Source organism: Halomonas sp. I5-271120, assembly GCF_030553075.1.
In the GTDB taxonomy this organism is placed as follows: Bacteria; Pseudomonadota; Gammaproteobacteria; order Pseudomonadales; family Halomonadaceae; genus Onishia; species Onishia taeanensis_A.
The window spans coordinates 1,889,674-1,915,927 of sequence record NZ_CP130701.1; the positions used below are offsets into that span (position 1 = coordinate 1,889,674).

At 64.5% G+C, this 26,254-nt stretch carries 23 protein-coding genes; 7 read left to right on the forward strand and 16 right to left on the reverse strand.

What is annotated here, in order from left to right; genetic code table 11:
* Positions 1 to 167: 167 nt before the first annotated feature.
* The 8 genes from Q2K57_RS08420 to Q2K57_RS08455 all read right to left on the reverse strand — a co-directional run bounded on the left by Q2K57_RS08420 (position 168) and on the right by Q2K57_RS08455 (position 9,235).
* Positions 168 to 680 carry a GGDEF domain-containing protein gene (locus tag Q2K57_RS08420; protein WP_112056123.1) on the reverse strand — a complete coding sequence of 171 codons (513 nt, stop codon included), beginning with the start codon at positions 678 to 680 and terminating at the stop codon, positions 168 to 170.
* Between the two features lie 96 nt (positions 681 to 776).
* The gene (locus tag Q2K57_RS08425; RefSeq protein WP_112056124.1) at positions 777 to 1,763 is read right to left on the reverse strand and encodes a D-glycerate dehydrogenase; all 987 of its coding nucleotides are present in this window, start codon (positions 1,761 to 1,763) and stop codon (positions 777 to 779) included.
* A gap of 113 nt (positions 1,764 to 1,876) precedes the next feature.
* Positions 1,877 to 2,866, reverse strand: coding sequence for a sugar kinase (locus Q2K57_RS08430; protein WP_304526631.1), 990 nt, complete (start codon positions 2,864 to 2,866; stop codon positions 1,877 to 1,879).
* A 34-nt stretch (positions 2,867 to 2,900) separates the two neighbouring features.
* Positions 2,901 to 3,752 (reverse strand): sugar phosphate isomerase/epimerase, encoded by an 852-nt coding sequence (locus Q2K57_RS08435; RefSeq protein WP_112056167.1) that lies wholly within the window; start codon positions 3,750 to 3,752, stop codon positions 2,901 to 2,903.
* A 91-nt stretch (positions 3,753 to 3,843) separates the two neighbouring features.
* Positions 3,844 to 4,893 (reverse strand): LacI family DNA-binding transcriptional regulator, encoded by a 1,050-nt coding sequence (locus tag Q2K57_RS08440; protein WP_112056126.1) that lies wholly within the window; start codon positions 4,891 to 4,893, stop codon positions 3,844 to 3,846.
* A 209-nt stretch (positions 4,894 to 5,102) separates the two neighbouring features.
* A complete protein-coding gene (locus Q2K57_RS08445; RefSeq protein ID WP_112056127.1) occupies positions 5,103 to 6,191 on the reverse strand; it encodes an asparaginase domain-containing protein in 1,089 nt (362 codons plus the stop codon).
* 2 nt (positions 6,192 to 6,193) lie between these two features.
* On the reverse strand, positions 6,194 to 7,594 hold the full coding sequence (locus Q2K57_RS08450; protein ID WP_112056128.1) for an aspartate ammonia-lyase: 1,401 nt from the start codon (positions 7,592 to 7,594) through the stop codon (positions 6,194 to 6,196).
* Positions 7,595 to 7,762: 168 nt separating this feature from the next.
* Complete coding sequence (locus tag Q2K57_RS08455; protein WP_304526633.1) at positions 7,763 to 9,235, reverse strand: sodium:alanine symporter family protein; 1,473 nt, start codon at positions 9,233 to 9,235, stop codon at positions 7,763 to 7,765.
* 189 nt (positions 9,236 to 9,424) lie between these two features.
* On the opposite strand from Q2K57_RS08455, the gene Q2K57_RS08460 reads away from it, so the two are divergent.
* Together Q2K57_RS08460 and Q2K57_RS08465 are read left to right on the forward strand one after the other, a co-directional pair.
* Positions 9,425 to 10,249 carry a helix-turn-helix transcriptional regulator gene (locus Q2K57_RS08460; RefSeq protein WP_304526634.1) on the forward strand — a complete coding sequence of 275 codons (825 nt, stop codon included), beginning with the start codon at positions 9,425 to 9,427 and terminating at the stop codon, positions 10,247 to 10,249.
* A gap of 153 nt (positions 10,250 to 10,402) precedes the next feature.
* Positions 10,403 to 10,975 (forward strand): histidine phosphatase family protein, encoded by a 573-nt coding sequence (locus Q2K57_RS08465; protein ID WP_304526635.1) that lies wholly within the window; start codon positions 10,403 to 10,405, stop codon positions 10,973 to 10,975.
* Positions 10,976 to 10,988: 13 nt separating this feature from the next.
* On the opposite strand, the gene Q2K57_RS08470 is transcribed toward Q2K57_RS08465, so the two are convergent.
* The 6 genes from Q2K57_RS08470 to Q2K57_RS08495 form a co-directional block, all read right to left on the reverse strand.
* Positions 10,989 to 11,297, reverse strand: a complete 309-nt coding sequence (locus Q2K57_RS08470; RefSeq protein ID WP_304526636.1) for a hypothetical protein — start codon at positions 11,295 to 11,297, stop codon at positions 10,989 to 10,991.
* Positions 11,298 to 11,349: 52 nt separating this feature from the next.
* The gene (gene fba, locus Q2K57_RS08475) at positions 11,350 to 12,414 is read right to left on the reverse strand and encodes a class II fructose-bisphosphate aldolase (protein WP_304526637.1); all 1,065 of its coding nucleotides are present in this window, start codon (positions 12,412 to 12,414) and stop codon (positions 11,350 to 11,352) included.
* An 84-nt stretch (positions 12,415 to 12,498) separates the two neighbouring features.
* Entirely contained in the window at positions 12,499 to 13,671 is a 1,173-nt protein-coding gene (locus Q2K57_RS08480) for a phosphoglycerate kinase (protein ID WP_304526638.1), read from the reverse strand.
* 86 nt (positions 13,672 to 13,757) lie between these two features.
* Positions 13,758 to 14,816, reverse strand: a complete 1,059-nt coding sequence (locus Q2K57_RS08485) for a type I glyceraldehyde-3-phosphate dehydrogenase (protein ID WP_304526671.1) — start codon at positions 14,814 to 14,816, stop codon at positions 13,758 to 13,760.
* 189 nt (positions 14,817 to 15,005) lie between these two features.
* A complete protein-coding gene (locus tag Q2K57_RS08490; RefSeq protein WP_304526639.1) occupies positions 15,006 to 15,728 on the reverse strand; it encodes an LrgB family protein in 723 nt (240 codons plus the stop codon).
* On the reverse strand, positions 15,725 to 16,102 hold the full coding sequence (locus Q2K57_RS08495) for a CidA/LrgA family protein (protein ID WP_304526672.1): 378 nt from the start codon (positions 16,100 to 16,102) through the stop codon (positions 15,725 to 15,727). The genes Q2K57_RS08490 and Q2K57_RS08495 overlap by 4 nt, the downstream gene beginning before the upstream one ends.
* A 300-nt stretch (positions 16,103 to 16,402) precedes the next feature.
* On the opposite strand from Q2K57_RS08495, the gene Q2K57_RS08500 reads away from it, so the two are divergent.
* Positions 16,403 to 17,455: a class I fructose-bisphosphate aldolase gene (locus Q2K57_RS08500; RefSeq protein WP_304526640.1), complete on the forward strand. Its 1,053-nt coding sequence runs from the start codon at positions 16,403 to 16,405 to the stop codon at positions 17,453 to 17,455.
* 95 nt (positions 17,456 to 17,550) lie between these two features.
* Here the strand turns inward: Q2K57_RS08500 and Q2K57_RS08505 are convergent, their stop codons facing one another.
* Both Q2K57_RS08505 and tkt read right to left on the reverse strand, forming a co-directional pair.
* Positions 17,551 to 18,522, reverse strand: coding sequence for a diguanylate cyclase (locus Q2K57_RS08505; RefSeq protein ID WP_304524842.1), 972 nt, complete (start codon positions 18,520 to 18,522; stop codon positions 17,551 to 17,553).
* Between the two features lie 385 nt (positions 18,523 to 18,907).
* Positions 18,908 to 20,911 carry a transketolase gene (gene tkt / locus Q2K57_RS08510; protein WP_304524843.1) on the reverse strand — a complete coding sequence of 668 codons (2,004 nt, stop codon included), beginning with the start codon at positions 20,909 to 20,911 and terminating at the stop codon, positions 18,908 to 18,910.
* A gap of 344 nt (positions 20,912 to 21,255) precedes the next feature.
* Here tkt and metK point away from each other — a divergent pair, with 344 nt between their 5' ends.
* The 4 genes from metK to Q2K57_RS08530 all read left to right on the forward strand — a co-directional run bounded on the left by metK (position 21,256) and on the right by Q2K57_RS08530 (position 26,238).
* Positions 21,256 to 22,476: a methionine adenosyltransferase gene (metK, locus tag Q2K57_RS08515; RefSeq protein WP_112056143.1), complete on the forward strand. Its 1,221-nt coding sequence runs from the start codon at positions 21,256 to 21,258 to the stop codon at positions 22,474 to 22,476.
* Positions 22,477 to 22,700: 224 nt separating this feature from the next.
* Positions 22,701 to 23,948, forward strand: coding sequence for a sodium:proton antiporter (locus Q2K57_RS08520; RefSeq protein WP_304524844.1), 1,248 nt, complete (start codon positions 22,701 to 22,703; stop codon positions 23,946 to 23,948).
* A 155-nt stretch (positions 23,949 to 24,103) separates the two neighbouring features.
* Positions 24,104 to 25,498: an adenosylhomocysteinase gene (gene ahcY, locus Q2K57_RS08525; protein WP_112056145.1), complete on the forward strand. Its 1,395-nt coding sequence runs from the start codon at positions 24,104 to 24,106 to the stop codon at positions 25,496 to 25,498.
* A 77-nt stretch (positions 25,499 to 25,575) separates the two neighbouring features.
* Positions 25,576 to 26,238: a glutathione S-transferase family protein gene (locus tag Q2K57_RS08530; protein ID WP_304524845.1), complete on the forward strand. Its 663-nt coding sequence runs from the start codon at positions 25,576 to 25,578 to the stop codon at positions 26,236 to 26,238.
* Positions 26,239 to 26,254: the final 16 nt, after the last annotated feature.

Genomic DNA, 26,254 nt, shown 5'->3' on the forward strand with positions numbered 1-26,254 from the left:
TGAATATGTTTTTTGGATTGATCCAAATCTAGAAGAGCCGCAGCCGATCACCAATTAACCTTTAGTCGTGGCAGATGCCATCGCGGTGACGGCTAGGGGCGTGGTGGCAGGCGACATCAGTGGCCGAGGGGGTAGCGGGAAGGCGCGCTGCGGCGCTGGCAGTTGGCTCAGCCACCGGTGGAGGCAGGGGCGTCGCCAGTGTAAAAGTCGCGCTGGCCCTCGGTGTTCATGTCGCGCCCGAAGCGCACGACACGATTGCGCCCGCCCCGCTTGGCGGCGTAGACGGCGAGGTCGGCATTGTGGATCAGCACATCGATGTCGTGTGGCTTGCCGTTCAGCGGGTTGTTGCTGGCCACCCCGACGCTGATGGTCAATTCGAGCTCGAGTACACCGGTTTCCGGCACATGCAGTGGCGTATTGGCGACCGTTCGGCGCAGGCGCTGGGCGACCTCTTTGGCCAGATCAAGCTCGGTTGAGGGAAGCAGCACCATGAACTCTTCGCCACCGTAGCGGGCGACCAGATCATCGCTGCGGGCGCATTGGCGCATTATCTCGGCCAGGTGGTCGATGGCGATATCGCCGATGCGATGCCCGTATGTGTCGTTGATGGCCTTGAAGCGGTCGATATCGATGAACAGCAGGCTCGCCGTCTGGCTACGATGGCGGGAGGCCGCCAGCAAATTCGTGCCCTCGGCGCGGGTTGTCGGTGACGGCTGAGTGAGCCGTTAACTCGGGCCGTTCGCCGAGATATGCCACGGCGAGCGGCTCGGGGGCAATCAGTCGCTGAGTGTTGCCCAGGCTTCGGTGTTAACCGGGCTGATTGGGCGCTGGCCGCCCAGCGCCAGGGTGATGTTATCCGCGGCCCGCTGGGCCATGGCGGTGCGGGTTTCCACCGTCGCTGAACCGATATGTGGCAGCGCCACCACGTTGGCCATTTGCGGTAGCGGTGAGTCCTTGGGCAAGGGTTCCTGCTCGAAGACATCGAGGCCAGCGGCGCGAAACTCTCCCTGCTCGAGCGCTGCGATCAGGGCGGCTTCGTCGACGACCTTGCCGCGTGAGATGTTGATGAATATCGCCGAATGGCGCATCAGCGCGAACTCTCGGGCACCGATCAGACGCTCGGTCTGGGCGCTGAGAGGCACCGTGACGCAGACGAAGTCGGCCACTTTGAGCAGCTCGTCGAGCTCGCAGCGTCGCGCGCCCAATTCATCCTCCAGAGCCGGCTTGGGCGAGGCGTTGGAATACAGAACAGGCATGCCGAAGCCGAGTGCGCCGCGTCGAGCGATGGCGGCGCCAATGCGTCCGAGGCCGACCATGCCCAGCGTCTTGCCGTGAACGTCAGAGCCGAACTGCGCCTCGTCGATGCTTGACTGCCAGTCGCCGCGCTTGACGAAGTCGGCGAGTTCCACGGCACGCCGGGCGGTGGCCATGATCAGCAAGAAGCCGGTATCGGCGGTGGTTTCCGTCAGCACGTCCGGCGTGTTGCACAGCAGGATGCCGCGCCGGGTAAGCTCATCCACCGGGTAGTTGTCATAACCCACCGAGATGCTGGCGATGGCCTCAAGATGCGGTGCCTTGTCGAGCAGCTCAGGGGTGATCTTGAGGCTGGCGCCGACCAGCCCGTGCGCCTGCGCCAAGGCCGCGAGGAAGGCCGGGTCGTCGGCGGATTCCAGTGTGTCGAAATAATCGACGTGGAAGTCGCTGCGCAGCTGGTCAAGCTGGTCGTCGTTAAGGCGGCGAAACGCCACGATGCGCTTTTTCATCTCAATCTCCTTGTGCAAAGGCTGCGGTTTCCCAGGCGTCCGTTCACGTTCGTCGGTTCACTGGTTTTGGATCACTGGCTTCAGTTCACTGGTTTCAATTCAATGGCGTCATTTCACCGGTCTGTGGGCGTGTCGATGAGGGCTTCGAGCTGCTCCAGGCGGGCGCGATGGGGCAGACCCTCCATGTCGCCTCTGACCTGAACCGCCTCGGCGCCGATCAGATTGCCACGATGCAGGGCCTCGCGCGGTGAGCGGCCGTCGAGCAGGGCGCTGATCACACCCACCGCGAAACCGTCTCCGGCGCCGACGGTGTCGACCACCTCAGCGACGGGGAGGCCGGGCACCATGAGACTTTGTTCCCGGCCGCCAATCACGCCGCGATAGTAGCTGCCCTCAGGGCCTAGCTTGATGATGACCGCCTTGGCGCCGCGTTCAAGATAGAAGTCAGCGATGTCTTGATGGGACGAGAGCCCCGTCAGGCGCTGCCCCTCGGCCAGTCCCGGCAGCACCCAGTCTGACTTGGCGGCCATGGCATTGAGGGTAGTCGCCATCTCGGCATCGCTGTCCCACAGGCTGGGTCGCAGGTTGGGGTCGAATGAGATGCTGGCGCCAGCCTCTCGTGCCTTGTCGAGCATGTGCCAAGAGAGCTCTCTGCAGCCAGGTGACAAGGCCGGTGGAATGCCGGTGGCATGCAGGTGGCGCAGGGCGCCGAAGTCCACCGCTGCCGCATCGTCCGGCGAAAGGTGACTGGCGGCGCTGCCGCGACGAAAGTACTCGACGTGCGGGTCGGCGCCATCAGCGGCGCGCTCCTTGAACACGAGCCCGGTCGGATGTTCCGGGTCATTGATCAGGTATCGGCAGTCGAGGCCTTCGGCTTCCAGGGTTCGACGGATATAGCGACCGAAACCGTCATTGCCGACACGGCTCAGCCAGCCGACGCGCCGACCCAGGCGTGCCAGGCCGATGGCCACGTTGGTGTCGGCCCCGGCGATGCGGCGCTGAAAATGCTCGACGTCGGACAGCTCTCCCTGATGTTCGGCAACGAACATTGTCATGGCCTCACCGAAGGCCAATACCTCTGGTGGCGTGTCGGGTGATCGCATGAAGGCTCCTTTTGTTGTCAGTTGTAGGTGGTTATCAGTCGTTGATGACTGGCGGTGTGCCCGGGTCCTGAACGCAGGCATGTAGCTCTCGCAACCGGTTGAGCTGTCCGCGGGTAAAGTCCTGGAGCTGTGGCGACTGCAAGGGATATTCGATGGCCCGAGTCACGCCCTGAGGAAAGTGCGCCATCAGTCCCTGCCAGCCTTTGAGCTCTTCAGTGTCGGGCACGCTGGCGTGGGGGCGTCCCTGGCTGAATACCACGCCCTTGCAGTGTAGGTAGCGCACATAGGGCCCCAGGCGCTCGGCAGCGGCCAACGGATCGGCGCCTACCCAGTGCCAGTTGCCGATGTCGAAGGTCATGAAGAGCGGACAGCCGGCGGCGTCTGCGTCGGCAAGGCTCGCCGCAAGTGGTGCGACGGTGCCGCCGTCCTGAGTCTGATCATTCTCGACCAGCAGCAGCGGCATATCGGGGGGCGTCAGCCGTTCGTTCAGGCGTTGCCAGGCGTTGGCGCGAGATGAGGGCGAGGCATCAGGCGGGTACTGACCCAGTGAGAATTTCACCGCGACCGCGCCCAGACGCCGGCTTTCTTCCAAGCGGGTCATGAGTCCTGATGCAAGGCTGTCGCCGCTCCAGAGTGCGTCTGCAGCAGAGTAGACCAGGCTCAGTGACTGCTCTGCGCAGGCCTCACCCAGCGCTTCGAAGTCGTCGAAGCCCTCGGGTAGCAGCTCGCGGCGAATCTCTACTCCATCGGCGCCGGCTTCTTTCAACCGGGGCAAAATAGCCGCCTGGCCGTGCTTGGCGATCAGCGTGTGGCCGAATGCCGAGCTGGCGACCAGCACTGAAGGTGGGCCTGAAGCGCTGATGGAGTGCGATGGGAACGTTACCATCGTGGTGCGTGAATCCTGATGAGTGGCCATCATGGTCTCCTGGGGCGCAAAGCGTTGGTCTAGCGAGGCTTAAGCGTTGGTTTAGTGAAGTTTAAGCGGTGCTCGTGGGATGACGTTGGGTCGAGCCGCGGGCTAACAGGCTGGGCTGATAATGGATGCGCCGTGGCGGCGCCGCCTCGCCACGCGACTCCAAGCGCTGCAGCAGGGTCTCCGCGGCGGCACGACCGATATCCTTGGTGGGCTGGGCCAGCGTGGTGATCCCGGGGGTCACCAGTTGGCACCAGTCGAGTTCGTCGATGCCCATCAGTCCGATTGTTCCTGGCATCACGCCCTGGGCCTGCAACGCCCGGGTGACGGCGAGCGTGACGTTGCCATTGGCGCAGAGCAGCGCCTTGGGGCGCTGGGAGGGGGATGCCAGAAAGTCCGTGATGGCCTTCTCGAGTGATGAGGCGTCCTTGTCCAGCGATAGGCTTATCGCCTGCCCCATCAGCCCGCGCCGCTCACGCTGCTGCTCAAAGCGCTCCAGGCGAATCTGGCGTGAACTTGCCTGTGAGGTGGGTTCGCTGAGGTAAAGCAGATCGCCATAGCCCTGCGACGAGAGGTGATCAAGCGCCATGTCGATGGTCCGGGCGTTATCGAGGCCAACTTCGTCGGCCTCGAGTTCACCCAGTGAGCGGTCCAGCAGGACCAGCGGCGTTCCCTGCTCGGCGAGCTGCTTGAGCTCGCGGCTGGGCTGACCGGCGGCATTGATCACCAGACCCTCTACCCGGTAGGCCGCGAGCAGGGCGAGGTGATCGCGCTCTTGAGCCGGGTCGTTGTCGGTGTTGCACACCACCAGTGAGAAGCCCCTCGCCCGGCAGGCCTGCTCGACGCCATGCATCACCGCCACCGAGAAGGGATTGAGAATGTCCGCGACGAGCATGCCGATCAGGCGCGAATGGCCTCCCTTGAGGCCGCGAGCCATTTGATTGGGGCGATAATTCAAGCGCTTGGCGGCACTGGCGATGCGCGTTTGCATCGTTTCCGACAGGCGGTCGCGTTCTCCGCTGAAGTAGCGGGATACGCTGGTCTTGGAGACGCCGGCCTGATAAGCCACTTCGAGAATTGTGGAGCGGCGCGGAGAAGCCTTGGATGACGACATGCTGTTACCCGATCAATGGAACCGTTCCCATTGTAGTCTGTAACTCGTAACCGCTGCTGTCGAGATGAGGTAGACCATGGTCGAGGCATCCATGCCCCGCGATCATGGCCGTTTAGCGTTCGGGAGACTCACTCAGGCGACGGGCTGAGAAAACGGGCTCAGAAGACGTGCTCAGAAGATGCGCTGCTAAGAAGACGCGGGCCGCTCTGTCAGCCAGGACTCATCTCGCCGCGCAGCGGGGTGGCCAGCGCCGCCCGCAGCCCACCGCCCTTGAGGCCATCGGCGATCAGCACCTGCAGCTTGGTCAGCGCCGCCTCGGGGGTAAGATCCGCACCGGCAATCACGCCGGCGGCATTCAGCGCGCCGCCGCTGGCATAGGCGCCCTGAACGACCCGGCCCTGCTGGCACTGGCTGACGTTGAGAATCGCGATGCCTGCCCGGCTTGCCTGCGCCAGGCGGTCGATCAGCGCGCCGTCAAGACTCGGGGGATTGCCCACACCGTAGGTCTGTAGCACCAGCCCCTTGAGGGCCGGATCGCCGAGCACGGCCTCCAGCATGGCCGCTGACAGGCCGGGATGTACTGGCAATATGGCCACCGCGCCGGGCTCAAAGTGACGCGGTGTTACATCCGGGGTGAACGCGGCGGCGGAATCGCCCTTGGTGCGGGAGTCCGCCTCGGGCTGGCCCGGCGCCAACGCTAGGCCGGGCGTGAAGGACAGGGCGATGCCTGCCTCGCCGAGCCAGGGAGCATCGGGGGAGTCGAAGGCATCGAAGCCCTGGCTTCGCACCTTGCGCGCCCGATTGCCGCGCAGCAGCCGGTCGTGAAAGGCGATGCAGACCTCCGGTGGGGCGGCGGGGTCGGCGGCCATCAACAGTGCGGTGGTCAGGTTGTTGATGGCGTCGCTACGCGGCTCGCCGAGCGGGATCTGGGCGCCGGTGAGCACCACCGGCTTGTCGAGGGGCCCGAGCATGAACGACAGCGCCGAGGCGGTGTAGGCCAGGGTGTCGGTGCCGTGCAGCACGATGAAGCCCTGATAGTCGTGCCAGTGCTCGGCCAGTGCCGCGACGATACGGTTCCAGTCCGCCGGGGCCAGATCGGCGCTGTCGATCAGCGGCTCGAGCTCGATGAGGCGGTAGTCGGGCAGCGCGTCCGTGCCATGGTCGCCAAGGCGTGTGCCTGGGCTCCCGCGGAGATGATGCGCCAGGCGGTCGGGAAAGCCTGCGGCCGGCACATAGCCCGTCGCCGAGGGCTGCATGCAGATGGTGCCGCCGGTGTGCAGGATCAGCAGTCGCGACATGGTCAGGCCTCCTGGAAGGGGGCGAGCATGGCCTGGGGGCTTAACAGCCGGTCCAGCTGGGCCTCGTCGAGCAGTCCCTCATCGATCACCAGTTCGCGTACGGTGGCACCGCTGGTAAGCGCCTTGGAGGCGATGCGCGAGGCGTTCGAGTAGCCAATGTGGGGCACCAGCGCGGTGATGATGCCGATGCTGTTATCGACGTGCCGGGCGCACTGCTCGCGATTGGCCTCGATACCCTCGATGCAGCGGGTCTGCAGCATGGTGCAGGCCGAGCACAGCATGCGCATCGAATTGAGCAGGTTGTAGACGATCATCGGCTCCATGGCGTTGAGCTGGAGCTGGCCGGCCTCGGCGGCGAGGCTCACGGCGAGATCGTTGGCGATCACCTGGTAGACGGTCTGGTTGACCGCTTCGGGGATCACCGGATTCACCTTGCCCGGCATGATCGAGGAGCCCGGCTGCATGGCAGGCAGGGCGATTTCGCCAAGGCCTGTACGCGGGCCGCTGGAGAGCAGGCGCAAGTCGTTGCAGATCTTGCCAAGCTTGATGGCGAAGCGCTTGAGAATTCCCGACAGGAAGACGAAGGCGCCCATGTCGGAGCTGGCCTCGACCAGGTTCGAGGCGGGCACGATGGGCTTGCCAGAGAGGGTGGCCAGGTGGCGGACGGCCAGCGCCTGATACTGTGGGTGGGTGTTGATGCCGGTGCCGATGGCGGTGCCACCCAGGTTGACCTCGCAGAGCAGCCGGCAGGCCTCGGTGACGCGCTCGATGTCCTCACCCAGGGTCACGGCGAAGCCCTCGAATTCTTGCCCCAGCGTCATCGGCACCGCATCCTGCAGCTGGGTGCGCCCCATCTTCACCACGTCGGCGAATTCCGCGCCCTTGTGTTCCAGCGCCGTCTTCAGATCGGCAATCGCCTGGGTCAGCGGTTCGGCGGCGAACTGCAGGCTCAGGCAGGCCGCGGTGGGGTAGGCGTCATTGGTCGACTGTGAGCGATTGACGTCGTCGTTGGGATGCAGCTGGGCGTAGTCGCCCTTGGCGAAGCCGAGCCTGGTCAGTGCCAGGTTGGCGATCACCTCGTTGGCGTTCATGTTGGTCGAGGTGCCGGCGCCACCCTGGATCAAATCGACCACGAAGTGCTCGTGCAGGGCGCCGTCAATGATCTCTGCGCAGGCCGCCTGGATGGCCTCGGCCTTGTGCGGCGCCAGCACGCCGACGTCTGCATTGGCCTTTGCCGCCGCCGACTTGACCATCGCCAGCGCGCGAACCAGCTCGGGGAAGTGGCTGATCGGCACGCCGGTGATCTGGAAGTTGTCCACGGCGCGTTGGGTCTGGATGCCGTACCAGGCCTCGCTGGGCAGCGTCATGTCGCCGAGCAGGTCGTATTCTGTGCGTGTTGTCATGGTGTCGTTCACTCAGCAAGCGAAGAATCGAGGCTGTGTCTGAAGAGTCGACGAGCGCAGTACTTTTCAGGCATTGCCTAGGGGGAAAATGACGCGGCCCCGCCCGACCGGGCGGGGCCGCGTGCGCCTTGGCGTGCATCCGGCAGGCAGCGCCGGATGGAGCAGGGCTCAGTCCTTGGCGCTGGCCGGTGTGTTGCCGAGCACGTCATGCATGCGCGCCAGGTCTTCCGGCTCGATTTCCCAGGCCTTGGGGTCCAGGTTCATGTCGGGATGCTGCTTGGCATCGAAGATCGGCTGCTTGATGCCGCCGCGAATCTGACCGTCGAAGTCCTTGAGGATGCGAAGGCCCGGCTTGAACAGCATGATCAGGGCGATCAGGTTGGCTACCGCCAACAGGCCCATGGTCACGTCGGCGAAGCCGAACACGGTGCCCAGGTCGGTGGTCGCGCCCCAGCACACCAGCAGCACGATGGCGACGCGAAAGGCGTTGAACAGGGTCTGGTTATCACGGCTGAAGAAGTTGAGGCTGTTCTCGCCCAGGTAGTAGTTGTAGAGGATGGTGCTGAAGGCAAACAGCAGCAGCGCCAGGCTGACGAAGGTGCGGCCCCATTCGCCGACATGGTCGGCCATCGCGGCCTGCGTCAGGGCGATGCCCGCCACCTCATTGGTGGAGGCCGGATCGTAAACGCCGCTGAGCAGGATCATGAAGGCCGTGGCCGAGCAGATGATCACGGTGTCGATGAATACCGAGAAGGCCTGCACGATGCCCTGGTTGGCCGGATGCGGCACATAGGCCACCGCCGCCACGTTCGGTGCGCTGCCGAGCCCCGCCTCATTGGAGAACAGGCCGCGCTTCACACCCATCATGATCGCCGCGCCGATGCCGCCACCGATGGCCGGTTCGAGACCGAAGGCGCTTTTCACGATCAGCGTGATCACGTCCGGAATCTTGTCGATGTTCATGCCCAGCACCAGCAGCGCAATCAGGATGTAGCCGCCGGCCATGAAGGGCACCAGCACCTCGGAAATGCGCGCGATGCGCTTGATGCCGCCGAAGATGATCAGCCCGACCAGCATCGCCAGCGCAAGGCCGCTGTAGAGCACCGGTACGCCGAAGGCATCACCGAAGGAGGTGGCCACCGCATAGGATTGCAGGGCGGTGAAGCCGAAGCCGAAGGTCAGCAGCAGCAGCACCGAATAGAGCCCCGCGAGCCAGGTCCAGCGACTGCCCAGCCCCTTGACGATGTAATAGGCCGGCCCGCCGCGATAGGTGCCGTCTGAACTGGCCTGCTTGTAGGTCTGCGCCAGGGTGCATTCGAGGAAGCTGGTCGCCATGCCCATCAGGCCGACCATCCACATCCAGAACACGGCGCCCGGGCCGCCCAGGGTGATCGCCACCGCGACACCGGCGATGTTGCCGCCGCCGACGCGCCCGGCCACCGACAGCACCAGCGCCTGGAAGGAGCTCAGATGCCCATGCTTGTCGCGCTTGAAGGCCTGGCTGGCGCCGAGAATCTGGAACATGCGGCCGAAGTAGCGAAACTGCACGAAGCGCGAGGCTATCGTGAAGCCGACGCCTACCGTGATCAGCAGCACCAGCAGCACCTTGCCCCAGAGCAGGTCGTTGAGGAAATCCAACATGAAGATGTCTCCGCTATTGTGTTGTTGTGAGCTGTTCTTGCGTGTTGTTCTTGCGAGTCGTCCACGCGATTTAATCAGCCCGCCCAGCACAATGGGATTTGACGCTCTGTTGCGCCCTGGCGCAGTATCATGCGCACCAAGTGCGCCAGACTGCGCCATGTCGGGTCACGACATGGCCGAGGACTCGACATGCATGATGATTTTGCGGCCAATCTCCGCCTGCTATGCAGCTATTATCGCTCCATCGCCGAGGTGTGCCGCCGGCTCGATATCAACCGGCCGCAGTTCAACCGCTACCTGAGCGGACGCTACCGGCCCAGCGACAGCATCATGCGGCGCATCTGTGACTTCTTCGGGGTCGAGGTTCACGAGATCCTGCTGCCCCATGACGACTTCATGCCACTGATCAGGCTGCGCCCCCGGCCGGCCGACGAGGCGGCTGAAGAGACCCACAAGCCGCACAGCTCGCTGAGCCTGCCCGAAGCGCTGCTCACCCAGGGCAGCCGCGGCATGTCGCGCTATGTGGGCTGCTACTACGAGCACTATCTCTCCATGTCGCAGCCCGGCAAGGTGCTGCGCACCCTGGTCTGCCTGGAATCCCACGAGGGCAGCACGCTCTACCAGCGCACCGAGCGAATGACCTCCGCAACCGACCAGCGGCCCTACCACAACCGCTATCGCGGCGCGGCACTGTTCCTGACCGACCGTATCTTCATGGTCGACTACGAATCGCTCAACGGCCACGAAGTCACCCAGACCATCCTTTTTCCCAGCTTTCGCAGCCACGTCTCGCGCCTTACCGGGCTCAAGCTCGGCGTGGCCGACAGCAGCGAGCGCATGCCCTGCTGCGTGCGGGTGGTTTATGAGCGGCTGAGCGAACCGGTGAACCCGCGCCGCGCCCTGGCGCGCTGCGGCCTTTTTGAGCTCGACGACCCCGAACTCGACCCTTCCCTGGTCGAGGCCATTCGCAACGACGTCGGCGCTGACGAGTGGCACTTCCGCGCGCGGTTCTAAAAGAGAGAAAAGCAGCCAGGGGCCAAGAGTGGCCAAGGGGCATGGGCTAGGCTGAACGCACGACGATGCTCCGGCCATTGCGATGGCCTTCGCTTAGCCACCCGCTCTTTACCTGCGAGGTTCAGATGATTCGCGACGCTATCGCTGCAGGCCTTGCTGAGGCTGACGCTGCTCCTGCTGGCCGCCATTTCCTTGAGCGCGCCCCAGCTGTCCAAGGCGCAGACGCAGCAAGACAACGACGCCGCCTGGGCCGCGCTTGCTCGCAGCGGTCACATTGCCCTGATGCGTCACGCCCTGGCGCCCGGTACCGGCGACCCGACGGGCTTTACGCTGGATGACTGCGCCACCCAGCGCAACCTTTCCGCGGAGGGCCGTGCCCAGGCTCGCGCCATCGGCGAACGGTTTCGCGAACGGGGAATAGCAGTGAGTGAGGTGCGCGCGAGCCGCTGGTGTCGCTGCCTCGACACCGCCGAGCTGCTCGGGCTTGGCAAGGTGATGCCCACGCCGGCGCTCAACTCCTTCTTTCGCGACCGAGCTGTTGCCGAGCGACAGACCCGTGAGCTGCGCGCGTTGATCGATGCCTGGAACGGCGAGGGAGCGCTGGTGCTGGTCACCCATCAGGTCAATATCACCGCACTCACCGGCGTCTATCCGCGCTCCGGCGAGATCCTGGTGCTGGCGCCCGAGGGTGACGAGCTTGAGCTGGTAGGGCGGCTCAAGAACTGAGACGCTCAAGGCGTTATTCAGGAAGGTTATGGCAGTTGTCGCGATACTGCGGGGCATCGGTGCCCAGCGCCAGGCGCTCGGTGGCGGTGTTGTAGTAGAAGCGGCCGGTCTCGGCGCCTGACAGCGTGTAGTCGCCGCACACGCCATAGCCTTTGTTGACCCGCGCCAGATGGGAAATCTCGGCAGGCGCTTGGCTGTCTAGGCGTTCACTGATCAGGTCTGCGATATGGGCATCGCGCTTTGCCTCGGAATAGGCCTGGCCACCGAAGATCATGCCGGCAACGGCGAGGATGGCGACCACAGGGATCCATAGGTTATGCATGGCGGGTCCTCAAAGGGCGCCCACCGGCGCAAGGCCGGCGGGCGATAGGGGCTTACTTCACCTGCGGGTCCAGCTCGCCGCGCTCGTAGCGCTTGAACATTTCTTCCAGGTTGACCGGCTTGATCTTCGAGGCGTTACCGGCGGTGCCGAAGGCTTCGTAGCGGGCGATGCAGACATCGCGCATGGCGCTGACGGTTTCTTTCATGAACTTGCGCGGGTCGAACTCGGCCGGGTTGTTGGCCAGGAAACGACGCACGGCGCCGGTAGAGGCCAGGCGCAGGTCGGTGTCGATGTTGACCTTGCGCACGCCGTGCTTGATGCCTTCGACGATCTCGGAGACCGGTACGCCGTAGGTCTCGGGGATGGCGCCGCCGTACTCGTTGATGATCTCGAGCCATTCCTGCGGCACCGAGGAGGAGCCGTGCATCACCAGATGGGTGTTGGGGATGCGGGCGTGGATCTCCTTGATGCGCTGGATCGAGAGGGTGTCGCCGGTGGGCGGACGCGTGAACTTGTAGGCGCCGTGGCTGGTGCCGATAGCGATGGCCAGGGCATCGACGTGGGTCGCCTTGACGAAGTCGGCGGCCTCTTCCGGATCGGTGAGCAGCTGATCGTGATCGAGCTTGCCTTCCGCGCCGATGCCGTCTTCTTCGCCGGCCATGCCGGTTTCCAGGCTGCCCAGGCAACCCAGCTCGCCTTCGACGGAGACGCCGCAGGCATGCGCCATCTCGACGGTGCGACGGGTCACGTCGACGTTGTAGTCATAGCTGGCCGGGGTCTTGCCGTCTTCGCCGAGAGAGCCGTCCATCATCACCGAGGAGAAGCCGAGCTGGATGGAGCGCTGGCAGACCGACGGGCTGGTGCCGTGGTCCTGGTGCATGGCGATCGGGATGTGCGGGAATTCTTCGATGGCGGCCAGAATCAGGTGGCGCAGGAAGGGCGCACCGGCGTATTTGCGGGCCCCGGCGGAGGCCTGAACGATGACCGGGGAATCGGTCTTGTCAGCCGCCTCGAGGATGGCGCGCATCTGCTCGAGGTTGTTGACGTTGAACGCCGGGACGCCGTAGCCGTACTCGGCGGCGTGATCCAGCATTTGGCGCATGCTGATAAGTGCCATGAACTCACCTGTTGTACATGAGGACGGCGTGGCTGGGCCACGCCGTGATGATCAAGGGATGTGGGGTACTGGTTACTGTCTTAGTTACTTCGCGGCCTCAAAGGCATCGCGAAGTGCCGTGACGGCCGGCAGGGTCTTGCCTTCCACATACTCGAGGAAGGCGCCGCCGCCGGTGGAGATGTAGGACACCTTGTCGGCGATGTCGTACTTGTCGATGGCCGCCAGGGTGTCGCCGCCGCCGGCGATGGAGAAGCCGTTGCTCTCGGCGATGGCCTTCGACAGCGCTTGTGTGCCCTTGCCGAACTGATCGATCTCGAACACGCCGACCGGGCCGTTCCACAGAATGGTGCCGGCGTCCTTGAGCAGGCCACCCAGGCGCGAGGCGGTGTCGGGACCGATATCGAGGATCATCTCGTCGTCTGCGACCTGATCGACCGGCTTGGTCACCGCTTCGGCGGATTCCGAGAACTCGGTGGCCACTACCACGTCGGTGGGCAGCGGGATCTCGACCTTGGCCATCAGCGCCTTGGCCTGATCGACCAGATCGGCTTCATGCAGCGACTTGCCGACGTTGTAGCCCGCCGCGGCGATGAAGGTGTTGGCGATGCCGCCACCGACGATCAACTGGTCGCACTTCTCGGAGAGCGCGGTCAGCACGTCGAGCTTGGTGGAGACCTTGGAGCCGCCGACGATCGCCACCATCGGGCGTGCCGGGTTGGCCAACGCCTTTTCCAGGGCCTCGAGCTCGCCCGCCAGCAGCGGCCCGGCACAGGCGGTCGGCGCGAAGCGTGCTACGCCGTGGGTCGAGGCCTGGGCGCGGTGGGCGGTGCCAAAGGCATCCATCACGAAGATGTCGCAGAGCTCGGCGTACTGCCTGGACAGCGTCTCTTCGTCTTTCTTCTCGCCTGCGTTGAAGCGCACGTTCTCGAGCAGCACGACCTCGCCGTCGGACACGTCGACGTTGGCGCCCAGGTAGTCCTTGACCACGCGCACCGGGCGCTCGAGCAGCTCGCCGAGACGCTCGGCGACCGGCGCCAGGGAGAATTCCTCGGCCGGCTCGCCTTCGGTGGGACGCCCCAGGTGGCTCATCAGCAGCACCTTGGCGCCTGAGTCGCGTGCGGCCAGGATGGTCGGCAGGCAGGCGCGCAGCCGTGCATCGCTGGTGACGCGGCCATTCTTGATCGGCACGTTGAGATCTTCGCGGATCAGCACGCGCTGACCGGCGAGGTCCAGATCGGTCATCTTGCGAACATTCATCGGGGCAGTGTCCTCTGGGTTGCAAGCCAGGTGAGAGAGACGCAAACGGCGCTCATACCGGGGCCTTTAGGCATTTCCTTGCCGGGTCATCGCTCGTCGACCGTGGGAACGACGCCTAGCCCTGCCAGTCGTTCGGTGACGTCTAGCATGCGGTTGGCGTAGCCCCATTCGTTGTCGAACCAGCACAGCATCTTGATCAGCCGGCCGCCGGCGACACGGGTCTGGGTGGCGTCCACGATACCGGAGCGCGGGTCGTGGTTGAAGTCGACCGAGGCCATGGGCTCCTCGGTATAGCCCACCAGGCCTGATAGGCGCTCGTGGCAGGCTTTCTTGAGCAGCGCGTTGACGGCTTCGGCCGTGGTGTCGCGGCGCACGCAGATGGCGAGATCCATGGCCGAGACGTTGATGGTCGGCACCCGCACGTGCAGGCACTCGAAGCGATCCTTGAGGTGGGGCATCAGGCGGTTGATGCCCCGGGCCAGCCCGGTGTCGACCGGCACGATCGACTGCATCGCCGAACGGGTCAGACGCAGGTCGGTCTGGTGGTAGGCGTCGATCACCGGCTGGTCGTTCATCGCCGAGTGAATGGTGGTGGTCACGCCATGCTCGACGCCCAGTGCCTCGTCGAGCATGGTCAGCACCGGCACCAGGCAGTTGGTGGTGCAGGAGGCGGCGGAGACGATGCGGCAATCAGGCGTCAGGTCGGCGTCGTTGATGCCGGTGACGATGGTGGCATCGACGTCGCTCTCGGCGGGCTGGGAAAACAGCAGGCGCTTGGCGCCGGCGTCGAGGTGACGGCTGGCCGTGGCGCGGTCCTTGAAACTGCCCGAACACTCGATCACCAGATCGATGCCCAGTGCCTGCCAGGGCAGGCGATCCGGGTCTTGCTCGCTGAGCACCTGGATCGGCCGATCGTTAATGTAGAGATGGCCGTCGCGGCCCTCGACGCGGCCGGGAAAGCGCCCGTGGGTGGTGTCGTAACGCGTCAGGTAGGTGATGGTGTCAAGATCGGAAAGCTCGTTGATCGCCACCACCTCGAGGGTTGGCGCGGCGGCGCCTGGCGCCTTTGCCTGGCGCTCGGTCAGCGCACGCAGCACGCATTGGCCGATGCGGCCATAGCCGTTGATGGCGACCCGATAGGCCATGGGACGAGGCTCAGCTTCCACGATGTCGGTTCCACTCACACAAAAGACACACGAAAATCACACGAAGACGAAAGACCGCGCCCGGTGGGCACTCGGTGACGACAGGGCGACGATTCTAGCGCAAAAGCGCCAGCCTTGCAGGCCGTGCGTGGCGTGTGACGGCCCGGCTAGAGCCTGACCATATCCGGGCTAGAGCCCCAGCAGCCGCCAGGCCAGCGGCAGGCACAGGGCTGTGAAGATGCCGGTCAGGCTCATGCCCAGCGAGGCGAAGGCGCCGGCGGTAGGGCTCATTTCGAAGGCGCGTACGGTGCCGATGGCGTGGCCGTTGATGCCCAGCGCGAAGCCGAGGATACGATGGTCGCGAATGCCCAGCGGCGCGGCCAGTAGGCTGACCGCGAGGGTCGCCATCACGCCGGTGATCAAAAGCCCGCCCATCAGCAGCGGCACCGAGCCGCCCAGCTCGTCGATGATGCCCAGTGCAATCGGCGCCGTCACCGACTTGGGCGCCAGCGAGGCGAGCACTTCGGGGCTTGCGCCTAGCGCCCAGGCCAGCGCCAGGGAGTAGCAGGAGGCCAGCGCCGCCGCTGGTGGCAGGGAGAGCGCCAGCGGTTTCCAAAGCGCCCGGATGTGATGCAGCTGCTGGTAGAGCGGCACGCCGAGCGCCACCGTCGCCGGGCCCAGCAGCAGCATCAGCCAGCCGGCACCGCGCTGATAGTCGACAACGTCGATCGACAGCATCCACAGGCTGGCGGCGACCAGCAGGGCGGCCAGCAGGACCGCCGGGCACCAGCTGGGACGCCCGATGCGCTCGACGATCCACAATGAAGCGAGGTAGGCGGCAAGCGTCAGGGCGATGGCCGACAGCGGGGTGGCCAGCAGCGCTTCTTGCAGCTCGATCAGTGAAGCACTCATGACGGCGTCTCTTCCGGTGTGGCTGAGCCGGGCTCGGGGGGCATGAAGCGGCGCATCAGCAGAAGGGTGGTCAGTACGCTGGCAAGGGTGCCGCCCACTAGTCCGACCGCGACGGCAAGCCACTGGCCGGCAAAGTCGTCGGCGACGAAGAATACGCCCACCACGCCTGGCATGATCAGCATCGCCAGCAGGCCGATCAGCGGCTGGCTGGCGGCGGCGATGTCATCGAGTCGCCCGACGCGCAGCATCAGCATGCCGGTCATCAACAGCATGCCCACCACCCCCGCCGAAACGGGAAGGCCGAGCAGCACGACCAGCGTCTCGCCGGCGAGCCAGAACCCCGTCAGCCATAGAAACCCGCGCAGTAATGCGATCACCTTTCCCTCCTCAGTGTTCTGTTCCCTGGGCGGTATAATGCCTTGAGAGCGGGGAAAAATCTCTTCGCCATCCGTTGTGGGCAGCCGTGAGGGGGGCATGAGAGACGCGCCGTTGATGCCACCTGCCGGGAGGCGCCTCGCGTGCGAAAGTGGCGTAAGGAAAAGTGTAAGAAAGAGGGGAGTAAGAGGGGGAGAAAGTGGCGCGCGAGGCAGGCAAGAGTGACACGGGTGCTTGTGGTCGCAGTGCTGCTGGCTACCATGAAGAGGCATCCATTCCCACTGCAAGGAGCGCATCCCATGAGCGAGACCGCCAAGATTCTGGGCGATGAAGCGAGTTACCTGCTGGAGCACCGCTGCAGCGCGATTCCCCGCGAGCAGCTGCACCTGCCGGGGCCGGACTTCGTCGACCGAGTGATGATCGATAACGACCGAAGCCCTCAGGTGCTGCGCAACATGCAGGCCCTGTACAACCACGGCCGGCTGGGCGGCACTGGCTATCTGAGCATCCTGCCCGTCGACCAGGGCATCGAGCATTCGGCCGGCGCTTCCTTCGCGCCCAACCCGCTGTACTTCGACCCGGCCAACATCATCGAACTGGCGATCGAAGGCGGCTGCAACGCTGTAGCCTCGACCCTGGGTGGGCTGGCTTCGGTCGCCAGGCGCTATGCCCACAAGATTCCGCTGATCATGAAGCTCAATCATAACGAGACCCTGACCTACCCGACCCTTCACGACCAGACGCTGTTCGCTAGCGTCGATCAGGCCCACGACATGGGCTGCGTGGCGGTGGGGGCGACCATCTACTTCGGTTCGCCGGAGTGTCGCCGTCAGATCGAGGAAATCAGCGCGGCCTTCGAGCGTGCTCATGAGCTTGGCATGGTCACGGTGCTGTGGGCCTACCTGCGCAACCCGGCCTTCAAGCAAGATGGCACTGACTACCATGTTGCTGCCGACTTGACCGGCCAGGCGATCCATCTGGCGGCGACCCTCAATGCCGACATCGTCAAGCAGAAGCTCGCCGAGACCAACGATGGTTATCGGGCGATCGGCTTCGGCCACACCCATCACAAGGTCTACAGCGAGCTGACCAGCGAGCACCCCATCGACCTGGCACGCTATCAGGTGGCGAGCTGCTACATGGGCCGCGCCGGGCTGATCAATTCCGGCGGTGCCTCGGGTGGCGAGAGCGATATGGCGCAGGCGGTGCGCACTGCGGTGATCAACAAGCGCGGCGGGGGCATGGGATTGATCTCCGGGCGTAAGGCCTTCCAGAAGCCGATGGCGGAAGGTGTTCAACTGCTCAACGCCATTCAGGACGTCTATCTGGACCCGCAGGTGACGGTTGCCTGAGTCATGCTGGTGCCCTCGTTCCTGGCCCTGTTCACGGCTCTTGTTCAAGGCTAGGAGCGAGGGCCGTCATCGACACTGTATGACGAGCTGGCGCTCTACCAGCCCTGCCCGTTGACCTGGTTGCGCCCGGCTCGCTTGGCGCGATAGAGGGCACGGTCGGCGTACATCATCAGATCGTTCAGGGACGTAAAAGCGGGTTGCAGTTCTGCGGCGCCGATGCTGACAGTGACTGAGATGGTTTGCCCGTCTATGAGCGGAATGCGACTCGTGGCAATGCGCTCACGCAGACGCTCGGCGAGCGCCAGCGTGTTGTGAAGTGTGGTCTCTGGCAAGACGACGGCGAATTCTTCGCCGCCGATTCGCCCTACGGTGTCGACCTGCTCGCGGGTCTGCTGCAGGCAACAGTCGGCCACGGCGCGAATGACCTGATCGCCGGCGATATGCCCCCAGGTGTCGTTGACCCGTTTGAAAAAGTCGATGTCGATGATCATTAGCGCCAGCGGGTGCTCGAAACGTTGGGCGCGGCGAATTTCTCTTTCACCGACATTGATCAGGTGGCGGCGATTATACAGGCCGGTCATCGAGTCGTAGGTGGCCAGCATGTGAAGCTCGGCATTCATCCGTTCCAGCAGCATGTTCTGCTCGGTCAGTCGTTCATTGAGCGCCTGGAGCTCTTGCTCCTGGTGTTTCTTTTCATCGAGGTTGAAGCAGACGCCGGTGAAACGGGTCATGGAGCCGTCGTTTTCGACGATCTTCCCGTAGTTGGCATACCACACCCAGGCGCCGCGCTTGGCGCGAATGCGAAATTCGCTGTAGTAGCGTTCGGTGATGCCGCTGATGTGGTCGTCGACCGCCTGAGTGACCGCTGAAACGTCATCGGGATGTACGAGCTTGAAGATGTCAGCGACGTAGGTTGCCGTTTCGTAGGTCTCGTAGCCCAGATCGGCGAACACCTTCGTCAGACCGAAGACGACTTCTCCCGTTGACAGGTCGTTCTCCCAGAGATCGAGACCACTGGCCTCGAGGGCAAGCTCAAGACGTTTCTTGTAGAGGTCCTCTTTATCCACAAGAGGCACTCCCGACCATGGGGTTTAGACACCCTGGCATGGCCGGCGCTAAGCGGTTGCCGACGGTGTCGCAGGCGCGCCCAAAGGCCAATGATGCGGCGCTGATGCGCACGTTGTTGAGTCCGAGTTGCTCTGTCATGTCGTTTCGCTCATGGCCTTGACGTCCTGAAGGCGTTGGAGACACGAGGAGTCCTTTCGGTATCTATCATTCGTAGCGCCAAGGCATGCTCTTTCGGCGCCAGTATCATCATCCGTTATCGCCTGACGAGGGGAGAAGTTGAGGATCTTGTGAGGATTTCGAGAGAGAAGCGCCAACAAAAAGCCCGAGCCCACTAGGGGCTCGGGCGACGTGAGGTACGACGGGCCGAGGAACTAGCTTGGCGGTTTACTCGGCGGCGTCGTCCAGCAGCTGTTCGGCTTCGCTCACCAGGTTCTCGACGGTGAAGCCGAACTCCTTGAACAGGTCGCCGGCCGGGGCGGACTCGCCGAAGCTGTCCATTCCGATGATGCGGCCTTCGAGGCCCACGTACTTGAACCAGAAGTCGCGATGGCCGGCTTCGATGGCGATGCGCGCGCCGACTTCCAGCGGCAGCACCGCTTGGCGGTAGGCGGCGTCCTGGGCGTCGAAGACGTCGGTGGACGGCATCGACACCACGCGTACGGCGCGGCCCTGCTCGCCAAGCTGGGCGGCGGCGTCTATGGCCAGGCCGACTTCGGAGCCGGTGGCGATTAGGATAAGCTCCGGGGTGCCATCACAGTCCTTAAGGATGTAACCGCCACGCTGGATGTTGCTCAACTGGTGCTTGTCGCGTGCCTGGTGCGGCAGTCCTTGACGGGACAGCACCAGCGCGCTGGGGCCGGAATGACGCTTGAGGCCGGCATGCCAGGCGGCAGCGGTCTCGACGGCATCGGCTGGACGCCAGGTCGACAGGTTCGGCGTCGAGCGCAGGGTGGTCAGCTGCTCGATCGGCTGGTGGGTCGGACCGTCTTCGCCCAGGCCAATGGAGTCATGGGTGAAGACATGAATGGCGCGCTGGCCCATCAGCGCCGCCATGCGTAGGGCGTTGCGCATGTATTCCGAGAAGATCAGGAAGGTCGCGCCATAGGGCACGAAGCCGCCGTGCAGGGCCACGCCGTTGATGATCGCGGCCATGCCGAACTCGCGCACGCCGTAATGCAGGTAGTTGCCGCCGGGCTCGGTCTGGCTGATGGCCTTGGCACCCTTCCAGAAGGTCAGGTTGGACGGCGCCAGGTCGGCGCTGCCGCCCAGCAGCTCGGGCAGCTGCGGGCCCAGCTCATTGAGCACGCCAAGCGAGGCCTTGCGTGAGGCGATGCTCTCGCCCTGTTCCTGAGCCTGTTCGATCAGCGCTTCGCTGGTCAGGTCGCGGGGCAGCTCGCCCTTGATGCGGCGAGTGAACTCGCGGGCCTCGGCCGGGAAGGCCTCGGCATAGCGCGCAAAGCGAGCGTTCCACTCGGCCTCGCGGGCTTCGCCGGCCTGGGTGGCGTCCCAGCCCTTGTAGATATCTTCCGGCACGTGGAAGGGCGCGTGGGGCCAGTCGAGCTGAACGCGGGCTGCGGCCACTTCTTCGTCGCCCAGCGCCGCACCGTGGCACTCTTCCTTGCCCTGCTTGTTGGGGGCACCAAAGCCGATGATGGTCTTGCAGATGATCAGGCTCGGGCGGTCGTCGTGGCTCTTGGCGAGCTCCACGGCGGCCTTGATCTCTTCGGGCTTGTGGCCGTCGACGTTGGGCACCACGTGCCAGCCGTAGCTCTCGAAACGCTTGGCGGTGTCGTCGGTGAACCAGCCTTCGACTTCACCATCGATCGAGATGCCGTTGTCGTCATAGAAGGTGATCAGCTTGCCCAGGCCCTGAGTGCCGGCCAGCGAAGCGACCTCGTGGGAGACGCCTTCCATCAGGCAGCCGTCGCCGACGAAGCAGTAGGTATTGTGATCGACGATCTGATGGCCGTCGCGGTTGAACTGGGCCGCCAGGGTGCGCTCGGCCAGCGCCATGCCTACGGCGTTGGCCAGGCCCTGACCCAGCGGGCCGGTCGTCGTCTCGACGCCCGGCGTGTAGCCGAACTCGGGGTGACCCGGGGTCTTGGAGTGGAGCTGGCGGAAGTTCTGCAGGTCCTCGAGGGAGAGCTCATACCCGGTCAGGTGCAGCAGCGAGTAGACCAGCATGGAACCGTGTCCGTTGGACATCACGAAGCGGTCCCGATTGGCCCAGTGCGGGTTGGCCGGGTTATGGCTCATGAAGTCGTTCCACAGGACTTCGGCGATATCGGCCATGCCCATGGGGGCGCCGGGGTGGCCAGACTTGGCTTTCTGCACGGCATCCATGGACAGCGCGCGAATGGCATTGGCCAGTTCGAAACGGGACGGCATTGACAAGCTCCTCGCCTGCGGCAATTAGGCAGTGCCCGGGTGGCTCCGCGCGGCAGGGCGGGCGACTCGAGCAAGGTGGCGGAATGGCACCGCGGCATGCGGCACGCTGGATTCAGGGGGCGTATTGTCGCCGAGAAGGGCGCAACCATCAATTGCCGCGCCTCGCGGGGCTTCTAGGAACCGGTGACCGCTCTGGTGTAGAATCGCCGCCCTGAGGCCCTTTGGCCCGTCGCGTGTCGCGTCTGCCACCCAGGAAGGCAGTCGGCGATGCAGCTTCAGCCGCCGTGCTGTGCCCCCCCACGCCGTTATTGATAGGCCGTTATTGATAGAGGGTCGAGGACGCCATGAGCGAATACTCCCTGTTTACTTCCGAGTCCGTGTCCGAAGGGCATCCGGACAAGATCGCCGACCAGATTTCCGATGCGGTGCTGGACGCCATCATCGCCCGCGACAAACAGGCGCGCGTGGCCTGCGAGACCCTGGTGAAGACCGGCGTGGCCATTGTCGCTGGCGAGATTTCCACCTCGGCCTGGGTCGATCTCGAGGAGCTGGTACGCCAGGTCATCCTGGACATCGGCTATACCTCCTCCGACGTCGGCTTCGACGGCGAGACCTGTGGCGTGCTCAACCTGATCGGCAAGCAGAGCGTCGATATCGCCCAGGGCGTCGATCGCAGCAAGCCCGAAGATCAGGGTGCCGGCGACCAGGGGCTGATGTTCGGCTATGCCACCAACGAGACCGACTCCTTCATGCCGGCGCCGATCCACTACTCGCATCGGCTGGTCGAGCGTCAGGCAGAGCTGCGCAAGAGCGGCATGCTGCCCTGGCTGCGGCCGGACGCCAAGAGCCAGGTCACCTTCCGTTACGGTGACGACGGCAAGCCGGTGGCCGTCGACGCGGTGGTGCTCTCGACCCAGCATGACCCGGAAATCGATCAGAGCGACCTGCGCAAGATGGTCAAGCGCGAGATCATCGAGCAGGTACTGCCCGCCGAGTGGCTGACCGACAGTACCCAGTACCATATCAACCCGACCGGCAAGTTCGTGATCGGCGGCCCGGTGGGTGACTGTGGCCTGACCGGCCGCAAGATCATCGTCGACACCTACGGCGGCATGGCCCGCCACGGCGGCGGCGCCTTCTCCGGTAAGGACCCGTCCAAGGTCGACCGCAGTGCCGCCTATGCCGGCCGCTACGTGGCCAAGAACCTGGTCGCTGCCGGGCTTGCCGACAAATGCGAGATCCAGGTCTCCTACGCCATCGGCGTGGCCGAGCCGACCTCGGTGTCGGTCAACACCTTCGGCACCGGCAAGATCAGCGATGCCAAGCTCATCGAGCTGGTGCGCGAGCATTTCGACCTGCGCCCGAATGCCATCACTCGCATGCTCGACCTGCTGCATCCGATGTATCAGCTGACCGCGGCCTATGGTCACTTCGGCCGCGAGCCGTTCGAGACCAGCTATCAGTGGACCGACGTCAACGGCGAACTACAGACCGAGACCTTCACGGCCTTCCCCTGGGAGAAGACCGACAAGGTCGAGGCCCTCAAGCGCTCCGCCGGCGTTTAAGCCAGTGCTGGTAGGCCGGTTTGATGGGACCCGCTTCGGCGGGTCCTGTTGTTTATGATTCTGTTGTTCATGACCACGTAGCTCATGACCAAGTAGCTCATGACCAGGTAGCTCATGGTCAATTAGTGCGTGGCTACCTGCATGTGGCCACATGTTTGTGGCTTGGCCACCCCAGGCCGCTCCACCCTCGCTAGTATGTTGTCATTCGCCAAGGATGCGCCTGAATGCTCAATCTTGCTGCACTCTTCATCACGCTCACTGCGCTGTGCATGTGGTTCAACCAGCGGGTGCTGCGCCTGCCCCCCACCATCGGGGTGATGGCGATCGCCCTGGCGATGTCGTTGATGGTCATCGCGCTCGATCATGTGACGGTGACCACGGTATTCGCCCAGGCCGCCGAGACCTGGCTTGAGCGCATCGACTTCAACGTGCTGCTGATGGACGGCATGCTCTCGCTGCTGCTGTTTGCCGGCGCCCTGCACGTCGATCTCTCGAAGCTTCACCACTACCGAGTCTCGATCGGTTTGCTGGCGACACTCGGGGTGCTGGTCTCCACCGTGGTGATCGGCAGTGCGGCCTGGTGGCTGTTCCTGCAGGCTGGCCTGGCGGTGCCTTATCCCTTCTGCCTGGTCTTCGGCGCGCTGATCTCGCCGACCGACCCCATCGCGGTGCTCGGCATCATGCGCAACGCCGGCGCCCCGGTCGACATGGAGATTCGCATCGTCGGCGAGTCGCTGTTCAATGACGGGGTAGCGGTGGTGGTGTTCACCGCGCTGCTGGGGGTAGCCACCACCTCCGGCGGCGAGGGCATCGACATCGGGCATCTGGGACTCCTGTTCATCGAGGAAGCCGGTGGTGGCATCCTGCTCGGCCTGGCCCTCGGTGGCCTGGTCTATCGGCTGATGAACAGCATCAATCAGTATCAGGTCGAGGTGATGCTGAGCCTGGCGCTGGTGGTCGGCGGCTACGCCTTGGCGTCGTCTCTGCATCTCTCGGGGCCGATCGCGATGGTGGTGGCCGGCCTGATCATCGGCAACATGGCACGCAACGGCGCCATGTCAGAGAGCACTCGCCGCTACCTGGATGCCTTCTGGGAGCTGATCGACGAGATCCTCAACGCCGTGCTGTTCGTGCTGATTGGCCTCGAGCTGGTGCTGATGCCGCTGAGCGTCGAGGTGGTCGGCATTGCGCTGGCGCTGGTGGCGGTGATTCTGGTGTCGCGTTTCCTGATCATCGGCGTGCCGCTCAGGCTGCTGTCGAGCCGCCATGACTTTCGTGCCGGCACTACCCGCGTGCTGACCTGGGGTGGGCTGCGTGGCGGTATCTCGGTGGCCCTGGCGCTGTCGCTGCCCGACGGCGAGATCCGCAACACCCTGGTGGTCACCACCTACGTGATCGTGCTGTTCTCGATCCTCGTTCAGGGCCTGACCATCGGCCGGCTGGTCAGGCATGTATTGAAGGTTCCGCGCTAGGCGTCCTGGGCATCCAAGGCGCTCGGTCGGCGTGGTGAGAGTCGGGTAAGCCTCCTATATTAGGTGGCAGTACCGGTTGTTAGGTGCCCGTACCGCTGTCAGGTATCAGTACCCTCTCGCTTCGTTGACTGAGGTGTTGCATGAATCGACCCGCCATGTCCGCTGTACCGGCCGGTGACCACAAGGTCGCCGATTCCTCCCTGGCCGACTGGGGCCGCCGCGAGATTCGCATCGCCGAGACCGAGATGCCGGCGCTGATGAAGATCCGCGAGAAGTACCGTGGTGCCCGGCCGCTGGCAGGTGCGCGAATCAGCGGCTGCATCCATATGACCATCCAGACCGCGGTGCTGATCGAGACCCTGGTCGTGCTGGGGGCCAGCGTGCGCTGGTCGTCCTGCAACATCTTCTCGACCCAGGATCATGCCGCCGCCGCGGTGGCCGCGGCGGGCATTCCGGTGTTCGCCTGGAAGGGCGAGACCGAAGAAGAGTTCTGGTGGTGCATCGAACAGACCGTCGAGGGCCCGGATGGCTGGGTGCCGAACCTGGTACTCGACGACGGCGGCGATCTGACCGCGCTGCTGCATGAGCAACGCCCCGAGCTCCTTGAGCAGATTCACGGCATCTCGGAGGAGACCACCACCGGGGTGCATCGCCTGCACGAAATGCTGCGCGATGGCCGGCTCAAGGTGCCGGCTATCAACGTCAACGACGCCGTCACCAAGTCGAAGAACGACAACAAGTACGGCTGTCGTCATTCCCTGTCGGATGCCATCAAGCGCGGCCTCGACCACCTGCTAGCCGGGAAGCAGGCGCTGGTGGTGGGCTATGGCGATGTCGGCAAGGGCTCGGCGGCCTCGCTGCGCCAGGAAGGCATGATCGTCAAGATCGCGGAGATCGACCCGATCTGCGCCATGCAGGCCTGCATGGACGGCTTCGAAGTGGTATCGCCCTACCTCGAGGGGCATAACGGTGGCGCGGCCAGCATCGATGCGGCCCTGCTCGGCAAGATCGACCTGGTGGTCACCGCCACCGGCAACATCGACGCCTGCGATCCGTCGATGCTGAAGGCCCTCAAGAAGGGGGCGGTGGTGTGCAACATCGGCCACTTCGATAGCGAGATCGATACCGCCTACATGCGCCGCCAGTGGCATTGGGAAGAGATCAAGCCGCAGGTCCACAAGGTCTATCGTGACAGCGATCCGGGCGACTTCGACCCCGAGAGCGACGATTACCTGCTGCTGCTCGCCGAGGGCCGCTTGGTCAACCTGGGCAACGCCACCGGCCATCCGTCGCGGATCATGGATGGCTCCTTCGCCAACCAGGTGCTGGCGCAGATCCATCTTTTCGCGGGCCGTTTCGCCGACCTGCCGATAGACGAGCGCGCCGCCGCCCTGACACTTTCCGTGCTGCCTCGCCACCTGGACGAAGAGGTCGCCCGCTACATGGTCGAAGGTTTTGGCGGGGTGATCACGCGCATGACCCAGGCGCAGGCAGACTATCTGGGGCTTGACGCAGAGGGCCCCTTCAAGCCGGATAGCTATCGCTACTAGCCACGTTCGAGGGGCTCGTCTTCGCCGCAGGCGTCGTCGGCTGCCGGCCATTGATTCCCAGCCAAGGAGCGACCCAGATGACCACACCCGTGCATATCGTCGGCCCCCAATTCAGTAATTTCGTGCGCAGCGTTCAGCTGTGCTGCGAGGAGAAGGGCATTCCCTACAGCCTGGGTGCCGAGATCGAGGGCCGCCCGATGGCACTGCACTCATCCGAGCACTATGCCCTGCATCCTTTCGGCAAGGTGCCCATCCTGCTGCACGGTGACCGGCGCCTGATCGAGACGCCGAGCATCTGCCGTTATCTGGATGCGGCCTTCGAGGGGCCCGCCCTGCAGCCGGAGGCGACCTGGCAGCGGGCGCAAGTCGACCAGTGGACCGGGATGCTCGCCCTCTACGTGGATCAGGCCCTGGTACGTCGCTACCTGCTGGAATTCGTGTTTCCCAAGGGTGAGGGCGGGGCCGTCCGCGAGGATGCGGTGGCGGCGGTTCAACCGGAGGTGGTGCGTCTGCTTGGCTTGCTGGAGCAGCAGCTGGCCCAGGGCGACTACCTGGTCGGTGATGACTTTACGATCGCCGATGCCATTGCCGCGCCGATGCTCGACTATCTGGCCGGCATGCCTTCCGCTAAGGATTTCCTGGCCGAGACGCCTCGCCTGATGGCGTATATCGAGCGGCTACGGGCCAGGCCTGCTGCGGCCAGGGTGCTGGTGGCGCCGGACCTAGGGCGCACTGCCTAGTCGCCCCGCTTCAGGG